Genomic DNA, 14,377 nt, shown 5'->3' on the forward strand with positions numbered 1-14,377 from the left:
TCGCGATAATCCGTATTGCCTTGCAGCATCCGGTGGTGACGTTCTGCGCTGCAGAAGCCCGGAGACAGCCCTCTCGCTTGGAGTTGCAGGAGGGCGTCAGCCGCCGGACAGAAGGCTGGTGAGCCCCTCCCAGACGAGTCTCGATCCGGCGAAGAAGGCCATCGTGTACATGAAGGGGTAAAACACCTGAGGCTTCATTCTGCGGACGATCCAGGCGCCGCAGGCCGTCGCGACCATCGCCAGGGGAAAGAGCGTCGCCGATGTCGTGAGATTGCTGGTGTCGAGTTGCCCGAGCGCGAAATAGGGAATGAGCTTGACGGCATTGAGCGTTGCGAAGAAGCGCACGATGGTGCCGGTATATTCGCGCGGGTCAAGCTTCAGCGGCAGGGCGTAGATCTGGAATGGCGGCCCGCCGGCATGGGCGACGAAGCTGCCATATCCGGCGAAGCTTCCCCATAGCGCGGCAGGACCGAGACGATGCTGCTTGGGAAGGATGGCCGCGCCGCTGCGGCTCCTCCAGACCGTGTAGACGTAGCGCAGCACGAACACGATAGTGATGGCGCCGATGATCAGCCGCAGCGCATCGCGCGGCACATAGGCGGAGGTCGCCCAGCCGATGGCAATGCCGGCGATCGCACCGGGCAGCAGCATGGTGAGCGTTTTCCGGTCGCCGTGCTTGCGCCAGATCCACAGCGAGACGATGTCCATGGCGATGAGGATCGGCAAAAGCAATGCCGCCGCCTGGACGGGCGAGACCGCCATGGAGAGGATCGGAACGCCCATCAGCGACAGCGCTTCTCCCATGCCTCCCTTGCTAAGGCCAACGAGCAGGACTGCCGGGACGGCGACGAGATAGAAGTCGAGATCGGGAAGCATGAGCGGCGGTTGATCCTTTGGTCATCTCCGTCTATCGGTTTTCCCGAATGAAATCGAGTAGCGGATTTCCGCCCTCGAAAGGGCTTCGCCAGGAACGGACGAATGAACACCATAGAAAACCGCTGCCGCCTCGTGCTGATCGCGCCCGATATGCCGAGCGCCGCCGAACGCTCGACGGTACTTGCCGATGCGCTCAAGGGCGGCGACGTGGCATCCGTCATCGTTCCGCAATACGGACTTAACGAGACGGATTTCCAAAGGCACGTCGAAGCGCTGGTGCCGGTGATCCAGAAGGCAGGCGCCGCGGCGCTCATCGAGGGCGATACGCGCGTTGCCGGTCGCGCCAAAGCGGATGGCCTTCATATTGCGGCCGGGGCGGATGTGCTTGCCGAGGCGATTGAGCGGCATACGCCGAAGATGATCGTCGGCGGCGGCAATGCAACCGACCGCCACCATGCGCTCGCAATCGGCGAGCTTCGGCCGGACTACGTGTTCTTCGGCCGCAGCGATGGCGACATCAAGCCGGAGGCGCACCCGAAGAACCTGGCTCTGGCGGAATGGTGGGCGTCGATGATCGAGATTCCTTGCATCGTGATGGGCGGAACCGACATGCAATCGGCGCTTGCGGTGGCCGAGACGGGGGCCGAGTTCGTCGCGCTTCGCCTCGCCGTCTTCGCAGAGCCGGGTCAGGCGCCCTCCGTGGTTGCCGCCGTCAACGCCTTGCTTGACGAAAAAGCGCCACGGTTTGAAGATTAAGACGTGGCCATGTTGAGCCGCTTCTCCCTGAAATCGAGCCGTGTCGCGATCCTTGCTGTCGCCGTGGTTCTGGCCGCATTGCCGACTCGCGCCGAACAGCCGCCGTCTCCTGCGCCGGCGGATGATGGCATCGTCTCGAAACGCGGCCGGATCACCCCGTATAACGGCGCGGCGCTCCCGGAAGGTGCCGAAAAGCCGGCGAAGGGCGATATGGGTGCCAAGCCCAAGACCGGACAGGAAAAGCCGTCCGGCGGCGTCAATGTCATCGATCGTATGGGCGCCGAACTTCCGGCGCTTCCGGCCGAAAAGCCGTTTGCCGGCAAGGTGGACGAGGCCTATGGAGCCTTCCAGCGCGGCTATTACTTGACCGCGATGGACCTCGCGCTGCCGCGCGCCCAACTCGGCGATCCGGCCGCCCAGACGCTGGTCGCATCGATCCTCGAGCAGGGTCTCGGGGTCGTGCGCAACCGCAAGGATGCGGCTTTCTGGTACGGTCAGGCGGCGAATAACGGCGATCCCGCGGCGATGTTCAAATATGCGCTGATCCTGATGGAGGGACGCTACGTCAAGCGCGACCGCAAGAGCGCCGACGAACTGATGAAGAAGGCCGCCGATCTCGGCAATGCGGCCGCCCAGTTCAACTATGGGCAGACGCTCGTCGCCGACATGCCGGGTCAGAAAGGGCTGAAGGCGGCGATGCCCTATTACGAGAAAGCCGCAGAGCAAGGCATCGCCGATGCGCAATATGCGCTGTCGCAGATCTATCTCAATGTCGAAGGCATCGACGACGGCAAGCGGGCGCGTGCACGCGAATGGCTGGCCCGGGCGGCGCGCGCCGGCTACGACACGGCGCAGCTCGACATGGCGATCTGGCTGATCGAGGGGATCGGCGGCGACCGCAACCTCGACGAGGGCTTTGCCTGGATGAAGCGCGCCGCCGAGGGCGGCAATGTCGTCGCGCAGAATCGGCTTGCCCATCTCCTCGTCAACGCCATCGGCACGCGGCCCGATCCGGTCGAGGCGGCGAAGTGGTACGTGCTGTCGCGCCGGGCAGGGCTCAAGGACGATACGCTCGAGGACTTCTACCTGGGTCTCAACGACAGCCAGCAGAAATCGGCACTGGCCGCGGCGAACAAGTTCCGCTCATCTTGACCTGGCGGTGGACCTCAATCGATGGGGCGATCTATTTCGCTTGAACTTTCGGGGATTTTGTGGTCTTGAAGCCCCGGTTTTGTCCGCGGCCCTCGTTCAATCGATCCCGCGGGCGGAGTGACTTCTCACTCGGTTTTTTGACGACGGTTGCGTCTCTTCGCCGACCCTTCTCATGGGCGGACCGTCAGCAGGTTCAATGTCCAGTCGAGATTCTCGGCCGGCCTTCGCTTTCAGAGGATTGCCCCAATGGCCCGTTCTGCCCTTCTCAACGTCATGGTCCAGGCGGCCTTCAAGGCCGGCAAGTCGCTGGCGCGCGATTTCGGCGAAGTACAGAACCTGCAGGTTTCCTTGAAGGGGCCGAGCGACTACGTTTCCCAGGCCGACCGCAAGGCCGAGCGGATCATCCGCGAGGAACTCCTGAAGGCTCGCCCGACCTATGGCTTCCTCGGCGAGGAAGGCGAGGAAATCAGGGGGACCGACGGCGCCCATCGCTGGATCGTCGATCCGCTCGACGGGACCACCAATTTTCTCCACGGCCTTCCGCATTTTGCCATATCGATCGCACTGGAGCGCCAGGGCGAAATCGTCGGCGCGGTCGTTTTCAATCCGGCAACCGACGAACTCTACACCGCCGAGCGCGGCGGCGGCGCCTTCCTGAACGACCGGCGCCTGCGCGTCGGCGCCCGCAAGGCCCTTTCCGATGCGGTGATCGCCACGGGCACGCCGCATCTCGGCCGCGGCAATCACGGCAAATATCTCGTCGAACTTCGCCACGTCATGGGCGAGGTCGCCGGCATCCGCCGCTTCGGCTCCGCCTCGCTCGACCTCGGCTATGTGGCCGCCGGTCGCTTCGACGGTTTCTGGGAGCGTGACCTTGCCGCCTGGGACATCGCCGCCGGGGTTCTGCTCATCCGCGAGGCCGGCGGCTGGGTGACCGACATCGACGGCGGGAGCAAGCCGATCGAAGACGGCTCGATCATCTGCGGAAACGAGTATATCGCCAAGGCGCTGCGCGACGTCATCCACCGCCCGGTTCCGACGAAGTAGTCCGCGGAAGCTGGCCGGAAGCCGAGAAATGCGGGCGGCTTGTGCCCGCATTTCCCCTCTAAGGCATTGGACTCGAACATATCTGCGCCTTGGGGCTGCTGCGGCCGACTGATGGAAGCGACCGAAAGCATTCCTGCGCCGCGCTTCCGTTTTCCCTTCAATTTGGCGCAAAGTTCCACTAGGCTCCGGGCCGATAGGGATGGTCTCCGGCCATCGGCGGCATCGTTCGTTCAAGATCGCTATTGATTTCGAGAATGATGCGCTAGTTCAAAGAGTTGCAGCAACCGCCGCCTGTGCGGACAGGCGCGAGTGTAATGCCGCAAACCGGGAGATTGGCAAAGGCATGACGAAACTGAGTCTGTCCGGCTGGCGTGGGCAGGAAGTGGCGGAGGAGAACTATAATCCGCACAAGCTTTCGAGCCCGATGCCTTATTTCTGGACGATGGTCATCTTCCTGATCATCGTCGGTTTTGTCGCGGCGATCCTCTTCCGGCAGGCGCGCGAGGCCTTTGGTGGCAATCCCGGTCTCAACGGGCTGATCCTCGGCGTGCTGGGGATCGGCATTCTGCTGGCGTTCAACCACGTGCTCGGCCTCAGGCCGGAAGTACGCTGGTTCAACTCGTTCCGCGCCGCCGGCAGTGCCGACAAGGTCGGACGCGACCCGGTCCTGCTTGCGCCGATGCGGTCGCTGATCGGTGGGCGCCAGACGACGGCAATCTCGACGATCGCGCTCCGCTCGATTCTCGATTCCATCGCCGCCCGCCTCGACGAATCGCGCGACATCACGCGTTATCTCGCCGGCCTTCTGGTCTTTCTCGGTCTGCTCGGTACCTTCTGGGGCCTCCTCGGGACGATCGGCTCGATCAATACCGTCATACAATCGCTGGATGCCGGTTCTGGCACGACTGAGGACCTCCTGAGTTCGCTGAAGAGCGGCCTGTCGGCGCCGCTGACCGGCATGGGCACGGCCTTCTCGGCCTCGCTGTTCGGGCTGTCCGGTTCGCTGATCCTCGGCTTCCTCGATCTCCAGGCTGGCCGCGCGCAGAACCGCTTCTACACGGAGCTTGAAAACTGGCTTTCATCGGTGACCGATGTCGGCTCCGGGTTTTCGTCGCCGATCGAGACGACCGGTGGCGCACCGGCGGAGGAAATGCGGCGCCTGACCGACCAGCTCTCCCGCCTCGCGCATGACGGCGGCGTCAATCAGCGCACCGCGGCGGCGATGGCGAGCCTCGCCGAAGGCATCCAGGGTCTTGTCAAGAACATGCGCGGCGAGCAGCAGATGCTGCGCGATTGGATCGAGGCGCAGCAGGAGGAGGCCAAGTCGATGCGCAAGACGCTCGACCGACTGACCTCACGCATCGGTCAGGCCGACAGGATCTCGGTGAATAGCGAGAGGACCGGCACGCAGGCGAAGCTCAGCCATGCGGACGAAAGCGGGGGTGACTGATCCATGGCGCTTGCGCGAAGGGGCCGCACTCCGCGGACGATCAATTACTGGCCGGGCTTCGTCGACGCGCTTTCGACCTTGCTCATGGCAATCATGTTCCTGCTTAGCGTCTTCGTCACCGCGCAGTTCCTGATGGGGCGGGAGATCAGCGGCAAGGACGAGGTGCTGAACCGCCTGAACAGCCAGATCAACGAACTCACCCAGCTCCTGGCTCTCGAAAAGAGCGGCAAGCAGGACCTTGAAGACTCGCTTGCCAATCTGCAGGCGTCGCTTGCGACCTCGGAAGGCGAGCGATCACGCCTGCAGTCCCTGCTCGACCAGGGGGCCGGCAGCGCCGATGTCGCCGACCAGAAGATCGGCCGGCTGGGTTCGGAACTCGAGAACGAACGGCAGATCAGCTCCCGGGCGATGAGCCAGATCGAGCTGTTGAACCAGCAGATCGCCGCGCTGCGCAGCCAGATCGCCGCCATAGAGGGCGCCTTGCAGGCTTCCGAGACGAAGGACCAGGCGTCGCAGGCCAAGATCGCCGATCTTGGTCGTCGGCTGAACGTCGCGCTTGCCCAGCGTGTCCAGGAACTCAACCGCTATCGGTCGGACTTTTTCGGGCGCTTGCGTGAAATCCTCTCGGATCGCGAAAATATCCGCATCGTCGGCGACCGTTTCGTCTTCCAGTCGGAAGTGCTCTTCTCCTCGGGCAGCAGCGACCTGAACCCGGAGGGCGAGGGGGAGATGGCCAAGCTCGCCGCCGCGCTGCTCGACCTTGCCAAGGAAATCCCGGCGGAGATCAATTGGGTGCTGCGCGTCGACGGCCACACGGACAATGTGCAACTCTCCGGCACCGGCCGCTTCGCCGACAATTGGGAACTGTCTTCGGCTCGCGCCACTTCGGTCGTCAAGTTCCTGATCTCCAAGGGTGTTCCAGCCGACCGCCTGGTGGCGGCGGGATTCGGCGAGTTCCAGCCCATCGCGCCCGGGGAGAGCCTGGATGCGCGGGCGCAGAATCGGCGCATCGAACTCAAGCTGACCGAAAAATAGGCGAGCACGCCCCGCTTGAATTGACCTTGACGTCTGCGTAAGAGTCGTCGGGGAATTTTGGGGGGGAGGGCGGCTGTAATGGATTGCGATGTGCTGGTCATCGGTGCGGGCCTTGCCGGGCTCGTGGCGGCGTCGGAGGCGGCGGCGCGGGGCCGCAAGGTGATCGTTCTCGACCAGGAGGGCGAGCAGAATCTCGGCGGCCAGGCTTTCTGGTCGCTTGGCGGTCTCTTCTTCATAGACAGTCCCGAGCAGCGGCGCATGGGCATCCGCGACAGCCGGGACCTGGCCGGACAGGACTGGATGGGCTCGTCGCAGTTCGACCGACCCGAGGACCACTGGCCGCGCCTCTGGGCCGAGGCCTATCTCGATTTTGCCGCCGGTGAGAAACGACGCTGGCTGCATGCTCTCGGGATGCGCTGGTTTCCGGTCGTCGGTTGGGCGGAGCGCGGCGGCGGCCTCGCGCATGGCCACGGCAATTCCGTTCCCCGCTTCCACATCACCTGGGGCACCGGCCCGGCCGTACTCGAGCCTTTCATCCGGCTGACGCGCGAGGCGGAGAGCCGGGGTCTCGTCCGTTTCCGCTTCCGCCACCGCGTCGACGAGCTTGTGACGACGGACGGTGCCGTGACGGGCGCCCGCGGCGCGATCCTCAAGGAGGATCCGGTCAGCCGCGGACAGCGCAGCTCGCGTGACGAAGTGGGCGATTTCGAGATCTCCGCGGGAGCGGTGATCGTCAGTTCGGGCGGCATCGGCGGCAATCACGAGCTGGTGCGCCGCAACTGGCCACGCAAGCGGCTCGGCCAGCCGCCGGCCGCGATGGTCAGCGGCGTGCCGCATCATGTCGACGGCCGGATGCTCGAAATCGCGGGCCGAGCCCGCGGCTCGGTCATCAACGCCGACCGCATGTGGCACTATACCGAGGGCCTCAGGAATTACGATCCGATCTGGCCGGACCATGGCATCCGTATCCTGCCCGGCCCATCATCCTTCTGGTGCGATGCCGATGGCAACCGCTTTTCCGCGCCCGCAATGCCCGGCTTCGATACGCTCGGGACATTGGCCGCGATCCGCCAGAGCGGGCACGACTACAGCTGGTTCATCCTGACGCGGGCAATCATCAAGAAGGAGTTTGCCCTTTCGGGCTCGGAGCAGAACCCGGATCTGACGGGCAAGAGCATTGCGCTTCTCCTGAAGCGGCTCGGCGCCAGGCCGACCGGCCCGGTGCAGGCCTTCATGGACAAGGGTGAAGACTTCATCGTCAAGGACCGGCTCGAGGATCTCGTCGAGGCCATGAACGGGCTGACGGGCGAGAACCGGCTTTCGGTGACCCATCTCAAGGCGCAGATCGAGGCGCGCGACCGGGAAATCGACAATCGGTTTTCCAAGGACGCGCAGGTCACTGCCATCCGCGGCGCCCGCGCCTATCGCGGCGACCGGTTGCTTCGGACGGCCAGGCCGCACCGTCTCCTGGACCCGAAGACCGGCCCGCTGATCGCCGTGCGCTTGCATATCCTGACGCGCAAGACGCTCGGCGGGCTGCAGACCAATCTCTCCGGCCAAGTGCTGGAGCTTTCCGGTGAGCCGGTGCCGGGCCTTTATGCGGCCGGCGAAGTCGCCGGGTTCGGAGGCGGCGGCATGCACGGCTACAATGCTCTCGAAGGCACCTTCCTGGGTGGCTGCATCTTTTCCGGCCGCGCCGCGGGGCCGGGCGCTGCCGCGAAGACCTAGACTAGCCGGGTTGCGGGAGCAACCCGGCTAGGTCATGTGCGGTCAATCCATCTGGACGTTCGCGTCGCGCACGACGGGCGTCCATTTTGCCAATTCCGCTTTCACATGGGCAGCGAGTTCTTCGGGCGTCGAACCGACGATCTTGGCGCTGAACTCCTCCATGCGCTTTTGGACCGCCGGATCGGCGAGCGCCTTCTTGGCCGACTCGTTCAGGCGCGCGACCACCGGCTGCGGCGTATTGGCCGGGGCGAAGAGCGCGTTCCAGGTATACGTCTCGTAGCCGGGAATGCCGGACTCGGCGATGGTCGGCACGTCCGGGAAGGAGGGTGCGCGTTCGGCCGTCGTGACGGCGAGGGCCCTGAGCGTCCCGGCCTTGATGTGGCTCGACGATGAAGGCAGGTTGTCGAACATGATCGGCACCTGATTGCCGATGACGTCGTTCAGCGCCGGGCCGGATCCCTTGTAGGGAATATGCTGCATCTCGACGCCGGCCATCTTCTTGAAGAGCTCGCCGGAAAGATGCAGCGGCGTGCCATTGCCGGAGGACGCATAGCTGTATTGATCGGGCGACGCCTTGAGGAGCGCCAGCAAGTCCTGCACCGACTTGGCCGGCAGCTCCGGATTGACGACCAGCACGTTCGGAACGATGACCAGCAGCGAGATGGGTGCGAAATCCTTTTCGGGATCGTAGGGCTTCGTCTTGAGGATCAGCGGATTCAACGCATGCGTCGCGACGGTCGCCATCAGGATCGTGTAGCCGTCCGGGTCGGCGCGCGCAACGTTCGCCGCTCCGAGGTTGCCGCCGGCGCCCGCGACGTTCTGAACGATGACCTGCTGGCCGAGATCTTCGGACATCTTCTGGGCGATAATCCGCGCCACGACGTCCGTCGAACCGCCGGCGGCGAAGGGGACCACGAGCGTTATCGTCCGGTCCGGAAAGTTCTGCGCCTGCACCGGGTCGCCGAGCGTCATGGCGGAAAGTGTGGCGATCCCGAAGGCGAGGGCTGCGCGGCGGGTCATGCTTAGAAATGGCATACGGAATATCCTCCCAATCTCGTCGAAGGCGCTATCGGCAAAAGCCGGCCCCCTTACAATAGGGCCATGCTTGCCGTGGGCAATGGCGGATCGAGAAACAATCACATCCGACGGGCGAATGGTTAACGCACCGGCCTCAGACCTGGGATGCGACGAACAATCCTTCCGCCCCATGATCGAACTGTAGCCGCGCCAGCTTGGCATAGAGCCCGCCCTGGCGGATCAGCGATGCATGGGTGCCTTCCTCGACGATGCGGCCATGATCCATGACGAGAATGCGGTTCGCCTTCAGCACCGTCGCCAGCCGATGCGCGATGACGAGCGTGGTGCGCTCGCGCATCAGCCCGTCGAGTGCCTTCTGCACCAACGTTTCGCTCTCAGCGTCGAGGGCCGACGTCGCCTCGTCGAGCAGCAGGATCGGAGCGTCCCTGAGGATTGCGCGGGCAATCGCGACGCGCTGGCGCTGGCCGCCGGAAAGCGTCACGCCGCGCTCGCCGACCAGCGTGTCGTAGCCGCGGTCGAGCTTTGCGATGAATTCGTCGGCCTGCGCCGCAATCGCCGCCGCCTGCACCGCCTCGCGGCTCGCCTCCGGCGCGCTGAAGGCGATGTTGTCATGCACCGAGGCGGCGAAGATCGTCACGTCCTGCGGGACGATGGCGATCCGGTCGCGCAGGTCCTTCGGCTCGACGCTGCGGATGTCCATGCCGTCGATCCGCACGGTCCCCATGTTCGGGTCGTAATAGCGCAGCAGCATCGAGAATACGGTGCTTTTGCCGGCGCCGGAAGGGCCGACGATGGCTACGGTCTCGCCCGGCTCCACCGCTAGGCTCAGGCCCTTGAGGCTCTTGTAGTCGGGTCGCGCCGGATAGGCGAAATGCACATCATCGAACGCGATCGCCCCTCTGGCCGGCACGGGCATGGCGGCAGGATGCTCGGGCGCGCGAATCTGCGGCACCTCCGAAAGGAGCTCGTTCAGGCGCTCGGCGGCGCCTGCCGCCTGCGAAAGTTCGCCCCAGACCTCCGAGAGCGCTCCGAGACTGCCGGCGGCAAAGACCGAATAGAGCAGGAACTGGCTGAGCGTGCCGGCGGAAAGCGTTCCGTTGAGCACGTCGCGGGCGCCGAACCACAGCACGGCGACGACGCTGCCGAACACCATGGTGATGGCAAAGGCGGTCAGCGCCGAGCGCGCGCAGATCGCGGCACGGGCGGCACCGTAGGCCTCCTCCACCGCGGCGCCGAAACGGCGGTTGGCGCTCTCTTCACCATTGAAGGCCTGCACCGTGCGGGTGGCGCCGATCGCCTCGCCGGCGAAGGCGGAGGCGGCGGCGAGCGTATCCTGCGCCTGGCGGGAGCGGCGGCGGACTGAGCGGCCGAAACCGACGAGCGGGAAGACGATAAGCGGAATGGCGGCGATAACCAGGCTCGACAGTTTCGGGCTGGTATAGATCATCATGCCGATGGCCCCGAGACAGAGGATCAGGTTGCGCAGCGCGACCGACGCCGTGGCGCCGACCGCCGACTTGATCTGCGTCGTGTCGGCGGTCAGCCGCGAAACGATCTCGCCGGACTGGTTGACGTCGAAGAAGGCGGCGGAAAGCCCCGTTACCCGGGCGAAGACATCGCGCCTGAGATCGGCAACGATGCGTTCGCCGAGCGAGATGACGAAATAGTAGCGGGCGGCGCTGGCCAGCGCGAGGACGATGGCCAGCACCATCAGCATCGAGAAGTAGGTGTTGATGAAGGCGGAGTCGGAGTTGGAAAAGCCGTAGTCGATCATCCGGCGGACCGCCAGCGGCAGCGTCAGAGTGGTCACCGCGGCGATCGTCAGCGAGATGGCGGCGCCGATCGCAAAGCGACGGTATCGCCTGACATAGGGTAGCACGGCTGCAAGCGGCTGGACGGACTTGCGCTCTGGCGCTTGGTTCCCTTGTCTTGGCACGTAACCCCCGATCGGCCTGTCACGGAGGGGCCAGGAGGGGCCATAAGTCTTCCGCGCGGCACTTGTTATCCCGCAGACCTTCATGTATAGGCACGGCATCGAATTGAGAAGCCGTGGCCAAGAGCGGTCCGCGGCTTCATTTACGTGTTCGGTCCCAAAGTCGCAATGCCTTGCGACAATTGGACCCTGGAACTCTAGGAAGATTGTTATGAAGGCAGGAATCCATCCCGAATACCACACGATCAAGGTGGTCATGACCGACGGCACCGAATACGAAACCCGCTCGACCTGGGGTTCGGAAGGCGCAACCATGCACCTTGAAATCGACTCGAAGTCGCATCCGGCCTGGACCGGCGGCAATCAGCAGCTCGTCGACCGCGGCGGCCGCGTTTCTAAGTTCAAGAAGCGGTTCGAGGGCCTCGGCCTCTAATCGCTCGCCCTATGGCGTTTTTGAAGCCCGGCATTGCCGGGCTTTTTTATTTGCCAAAGGCTTTTTCAATTGACCGAAACGAAGAGCCCGGCGCAAGGCCGGGCTTCGAACGTTACCGTGATTGCTGTCGGGTCAGTTGGTGCCGAAGGCGGTCTGCAACAGCTTGATCTGCGCCTTGACGCCGTTCTGGTTGTCCGGAACGAAGGCCGTCGCTTCCTGCGGCCGGTAGATCTCGCGGTCGAGGAGGGCGACGCGGTTCTGCAGGCGGAGCGAGCGATCGATCAGATCGCGGAAGCTGTCCGGCAGATCGTTCCAGCCGGGCGCGCTTCGGTCGACATTGAAGCTGTCCAGGCGAACCTTGCTCTTTTCCGACATGACCTGCTCGCGGCTCATTTCGCCGTTGTTGACGGCGCGCTGCAGGAGAAGCCATGAGGCCATCTGCATCAGCCGCGTCGTCAACCGCATCGACTCGGCTGCATAAAGCACGGAGGCCATGCGCGGCAGTATCTTGGAGGCGGCCCGGCCGGGCCCGTCGAGATAGCTCGCCGTCTCCTCCACAAGGCCCATCCCTTCGGCATAGAGCGCCTTGAACTGCGCCGAGGACGCAGCGTGTCCTGCGAAACTGACGGTATTCAATCCTCTCTCGGACATGGCCTGCTTTCCCTGGTTCAAAACGCATCACGGTCAGGTAACGAAGTGGCTTTGGGAAAAGTTTCCTTGAGGCCCCTCTATGCTCGAAGAATGATCTGATACCGCATTCCGCGCAAGGGTATTCTTAAGAAAGGGTTAATCTCCACAATTCTTTGAATTTAGCTGTCGCGAAACAAAAAAGAGCCGCGCGGGGCGGCTCTCAAGGTAAAACAGGGAGAAAAATCAGACCCATTCGCCAGTTGGTGAAAATGTCTGAGTCCGGAAGACCGGATGCCCGGAGAATTGCAGAAAATGCCTAATATCCCGTTAAGTGGCGTCCTTCCGCGGACGCGCAGCGAGCCTTCCTGTCAGCGGAAGAGCCCTTCGGCGGCCGAACGGCTCGCCGATTTGCGGGCGCGTTCCGCCTCCAGTCGGGCGATTTCTTCCGTCAACAGCGCAATGCGCGCGGTGAGCTCGTCGGCGGAGAGCAGCGAGAGGTCGCTGCCGATGTCATGCGCGGTCTTCTTCTTCGGCTGATCGTCGTCAAACAGGCTCATTGGCTTTTTCCTCCTTTTCGGGATCGTCGACGATGTCTCCTCGTGCCTCCTCAAACGGTGCGGCACGCGGGGAAAGCTGCAGGCTTTCCGGCGTCGTCGGCGCCCCGGCATTGACCGGCGAGAAGGTCTCGCGTTCGGCGACTGGCACAGGTGCGCGCCGGCGGCTGCGGACGATCGCATAGGCGGTAATCAGCATATGCGCACAGGCCGTGATCATGAAGAGGCCATAGGGGCCTGTCGCGGTCATAACCGGTCCGCCGATCGTCGGGCCGATGATTGTGCCGATGCCATAGAGCAGCAGGAGGCCGCCCGAGACCTTGACGAAATCCTCGGGCATGGCGAAGTCGTTGGCGTGGGAGACGGCGATCGGATAGAGCGCGTTGGCGGCGGCGCCGTAGATGGCGATCAGCGTAAGTACGATCCACACCTGGCCTGGCTCGACGAGGAAGAGGAGGAGACCGGCCAGGGCACCGACGCCGGCAAGCACGGCGAGCACGTAGCGGCGATCGACCCGGTCGGAAACTCGACCGGCCGGCAGTTGCATGACCGCCCCGGAGAAGATCGCGACGCTCATCATTGCCGCGACGGCGCTGTCGGAAAGCCCCGCTTGGCGGCCGAAGACGGCGCCGAGGGTGCCGAAGGCGCCGTTGGCGATGCCGATCAGCAGGATGCCGAGAAAGGAAACCGGCGAATTGCGATAAAGGCCGCGAAGGTCGAGCCGCACCTGTTTCAGCGGCGTCGGCGAGGCGGCCTTGGACAGCAGCGTCGGCAGCATCGCGACGCAATAAAGGATGCCGCAGACCATGAAGAAGAAGGTGGTGGTCGTCTCGCCGAAGGGAATCATCATCTGCCCGCCGACGACACCGAAGAGGGTGATGGCGATATAGAGGGAGAAGATCACCCCCCGGCTTTCATTGGTGGCGCGTTCGTTCAGCCAGCTTTCGATGATCATCGACGTGCCGGCCGTCGAGAATCCCGTCAGTGCGCGCAAGACAAGCCACCAGATGGGGTCGATCATTAAGCCCGTCAAAAGAGAAACGATCGCGATCAGGGCCGTGAAGACACTGAAAGCCCGCACATGCCCAATGCGCTTGACGACATTAGGCGCGAAAAAGCAGCCCAGCACGAAGCCGGCGGCCCAGGACGTGCCGATCAGGCCGAGAATGGTTGTCGGATAGCCTTCCGATGTGCCGCGCACCGGCAGGAGAAGACCTTGCAGACCGTTTCCAAGGAAGAGGAACAGCGTGCCGAGCAACAGTGCGGTAACGGGAAGCAGATTGTTTCTCATCGTCCATCCGAAAATCGTTCTGCGGCCGGCAAGTTGTGACGGCGCGTGGCGCCGTGCCAACCGGAATCGCTACCGCCGGTCATTGCAAATCGGCGGCGAAAACAATAGCCCTCTATGCGACGAAAAGTGACGGCCGTATGACGTCGCGACGATGACCGCGGAATTCTCCGGAATAAATGAATGTCGAAGGCACTGACGCTTCTCCTCTTGATCGCCATGTGTTTGCAGCTCATCAAGCCGCTCGGATATCCCGGCCTCAGGCAGCGGCGGGATTTCTGGAAGATCGCCGTCTTCGCCATCGCCGTCATGATGGTCACGGTGCTCGTCCGGCCGTAGCGGCAGGCGGCCGCGCAGCATCCCTCCTCCCGCGGATACCACATGCGCACGCAATGCGCGACCGTCCGGGCGTTCCCTTAGAAACAGCTAAATTTGCGGGGCCGGGCTACACTTGCGG

14 protein-coding genes are annotated in these 14,377 nt (G+C 63.9%); 8 read left to right on the top strand and 6 right to left on the bottom strand.

The window, feature by feature from the left end:
* Nucleotides 1–96: 96 nt before the first annotated feature.
* A complete protein-coding gene (locus CO676_RS14780) occupies nt 97–876 on the bottom strand; it encodes a sulfite exporter TauE/SafE family protein (RefSeq protein WP_014765886.1) in 780 nt (259 codons plus the stop codon).
* Nucleotides 877–978: 102 nt separating this feature from the next.
* Here CO676_RS14780 and CO676_RS14785 point away from each other — a divergent pair, with 102 nt between their 5' ends.
* The 6 genes from CO676_RS14785 (at nt 979) to CO676_RS14810 (ending at nt 8,044) form a co-directional block, all read left to right on the top strand.
* On the top strand, nt 979–1,632 hold the full coding sequence (locus tag CO676_RS14785) for a thiamine phosphate synthase (protein WP_097521624.1): 654 nt from the start codon (nt 979–981) through the stop codon (nt 1,630–1,632).
* A 9-nt stretch (nt 1,633–1,641) separates the two neighbouring features.
* Nucleotides 1,642–2,784, top strand: a complete 1,143-nt coding sequence (locus CO676_RS14790; protein ID WP_097521625.1) for a tetratricopeptide repeat protein — start codon at nt 1,642–1,644, stop codon at nt 2,782–2,784.
* 246 nt (nt 2,785–3,030) lie between these two features.
* Nucleotides 3,031–3,831 carry an inositol monophosphatase family protein gene (locus CO676_RS14795; RefSeq protein WP_097521626.1) on the top strand — a complete coding sequence of 267 codons (801 nt, stop codon included), beginning with the start codon at nt 3,031–3,033 and terminating at the stop codon, nt 3,829–3,831.
* A gap of 343 nt (nt 3,832–4,174) precedes the next feature.
* Nucleotides 4,175–5,281 carry a MotA/TolQ/ExbB proton channel family protein gene (locus tag CO676_RS14800; protein ID WP_014765882.1) on the top strand — a complete coding sequence of 369 codons (1,107 nt, stop codon included), beginning with the start codon at nt 4,175–4,177 and terminating at the stop codon, nt 5,279–5,281.
* A gap of 3 nt (nt 5,282–5,284) precedes the next feature.
* Entirely contained in the window at nt 5,285–6,316 is a 1,032-nt protein-coding gene (locus CO676_RS14805; protein WP_014765881.1) for a peptidoglycan -binding protein, read from the top strand.
* A 78-nt stretch (nt 6,317–6,394) separates the two neighbouring features.
* Nucleotides 6,395–8,044, top strand: coding sequence for an FAD-binding dehydrogenase (locus CO676_RS14810; RefSeq protein ID WP_014765880.1), 1,650 nt, complete (start codon nt 6,395–6,397; stop codon nt 8,042–8,044).
* Nucleotides 8,045–8,086: 42 nt separating this feature from the next.
* On the opposite strand, the gene CO676_RS14815 is transcribed toward CO676_RS14810, so the two are convergent.
* Together CO676_RS14815 and CO676_RS14820 are read right to left on the bottom strand one after the other, a co-directional pair.
* Nucleotides 8,087–9,079 (bottom strand): tripartite tricarboxylate transporter substrate binding protein, encoded by a 993-nt coding sequence (locus CO676_RS14815; protein WP_014765879.1) that lies wholly within the window; start codon nt 9,077–9,079, stop codon nt 8,087–8,089.
* Between the two features lie 136 nt (nt 9,080–9,215).
* Nucleotides 9,216–11,018 carry an ABC transporter transmembrane domain-containing protein gene (locus CO676_RS14820; RefSeq protein ID WP_097521627.1) on the bottom strand — a complete coding sequence of 601 codons (1,803 nt, stop codon included), beginning with the start codon at nt 11,016–11,018 and terminating at the stop codon, nt 9,216–9,218.
* Nucleotides 11,019–11,226: 208 nt separating this feature from the next.
* Here CO676_RS14820 and rpmE point away from each other — a divergent pair, with 208 nt between their 5' ends.
* On the top strand, nt 11,227–11,448 hold the full coding sequence (gene rpmE, locus CO676_RS14825) for a 50S ribosomal protein L31 (protein WP_012709319.1): 222 nt from the start codon (nt 11,227–11,229) through the stop codon (nt 11,446–11,448).
* A 132-nt stretch (nt 11,449–11,580) separates the two neighbouring features.
* Here rpmE and CO676_RS14830 read toward each other — a convergent pair whose 3' ends face one another.
* The 3 genes from CO676_RS14830 to CO676_RS14840 form a co-directional block, all read right to left on the bottom strand.
* Nucleotides 11,581–12,099 carry a DUF1465 family protein gene (locus tag CO676_RS14830; protein ID WP_014765877.1) on the bottom strand — a complete coding sequence of 173 codons (519 nt, stop codon included), beginning with the start codon at nt 12,097–12,099 and terminating at the stop codon, nt 11,581–11,583.
* 347 nt (nt 12,100–12,446) lie between these two features.
* On the bottom strand, nt 12,447–12,635 hold the full coding sequence (locus CO676_RS14835) for a DUF1192 domain-containing protein (RefSeq protein WP_014765876.1): 189 nt from the start codon (nt 12,633–12,635) through the stop codon (nt 12,447–12,449).
* Nucleotides 12,622–13,923 (bottom strand): MFS transporter, encoded by a 1,302-nt coding sequence (locus tag CO676_RS14840; RefSeq protein ID WP_014765875.1) that lies wholly within the window; start codon nt 13,921–13,923, stop codon nt 12,622–12,624. The genes CO676_RS14835 and CO676_RS14840 overlap by 14 nt, the downstream gene beginning before the upstream one ends.
* 180 nt (nt 13,924–14,103) lie before the next feature.
* On the opposite strand from CO676_RS14840, the gene CO676_RS14845 reads away from it, so the two are divergent.
* Nucleotides 14,104–14,259 carry a hypothetical protein gene (locus CO676_RS14845; RefSeq protein WP_014765873.1) on the top strand — a complete coding sequence of 52 codons (156 nt, stop codon included), beginning with the start codon at nt 14,104–14,106 and terminating at the stop codon, nt 14,257–14,259.
* The last annotated feature ends 118 nt before the right edge of the window (nt 14,260–14,377 follow it).

The sequence above is a fragment of the Sinorhizobium sp. BJ1 genome (assembly GCF_002531555.1).
Taxonomy (GTDB): Bacteria; Pseudomonadota; Alphaproteobacteria; order Rhizobiales; family Rhizobiaceae; genus Sinorhizobium; species Sinorhizobium fredii_B.

Bases quoted from the DNA above. Each gene is read 5' to 3' on its own strand.
- CO676_RS14810 (WP_014765880.1), top strand. From the start codon at position 6,395: ATGGATTGCGATGTGCTGGTCATCGGTGCGGGCCTTGCCGGGCTCGTG.
- CO676_RS14830 (WP_014765877.1), bottom strand. From the start codon at position 12,099: ATGTCCGAGAGAGGATTGAATACCGTCAGTTTCGCAGGACACGCTGCG.
- CO676_RS14785 (WP_097521624.1), top strand. From the start codon at position 979: ATGAACACCATAGAAAACCGCTGCCGCCTCGTGCTGATCGCGCCCGAT.
- CO676_RS14795 (WP_097521626.1), top strand. From the start codon at position 3,031: ATGGCCCGTTCTGCCCTTCTCAACGTCATGGTCCAGGCGGCCTTCAAG.
- CO676_RS14790 (WP_097521625.1), top strand. From the start codon at position 1,642: ATGTTGAGCCGCTTCTCCCTGAAATCGAGCCGTGTCGCGATCCTTGCT.
- CO676_RS14835 (WP_014765876.1), bottom strand. From the start codon at position 12,635: ATGAGCCTGTTTGACGACGATCAGCCGAAGAAGAAGACCGCGCATGAC.
- CO676_RS14840 (WP_014765875.1), bottom strand. From the start codon at position 13,923: ATGAGAAACAATCTGCTTCCCGTTACCGCACTGTTGCTCGGCACGCTG.
- CO676_RS14815 (WP_014765879.1), bottom strand. From the start codon at position 9,079: ATGCCATTTCTAAGCATGACCCGCCGCGCAGCCCTCGCCTTCGGGATC.
- CO676_RS14805 (WP_014765881.1), top strand. From the start codon at position 5,285: ATGGCGCTTGCGCGAAGGGGCCGCACTCCGCGGACGATCAATTACTGG.
- CO676_RS14845 (WP_014765873.1), top strand. From the start codon at position 14,104: ATGTCGAAGGCACTGACGCTTCTCCTCTTGATCGCCATGTGTTTGCAG.
- rpmE (WP_012709319.1), top strand. From the start codon at position 11,227: ATGAAGGCAGGAATCCATCCCGAATACCACACGATCAAGGTGGTCATG.
- CO676_RS14800 (WP_014765882.1), top strand. From the start codon at position 4,175: ATGACGAAACTGAGTCTGTCCGGCTGGCGTGGGCAGGAAGTGGCGGAG.
- CO676_RS14780 (WP_014765886.1), bottom strand. From the start codon at position 876: ATGCTTCCCGATCTCGACTTCTATCTCGTCGCCGTCCCGGCAGTCCTG.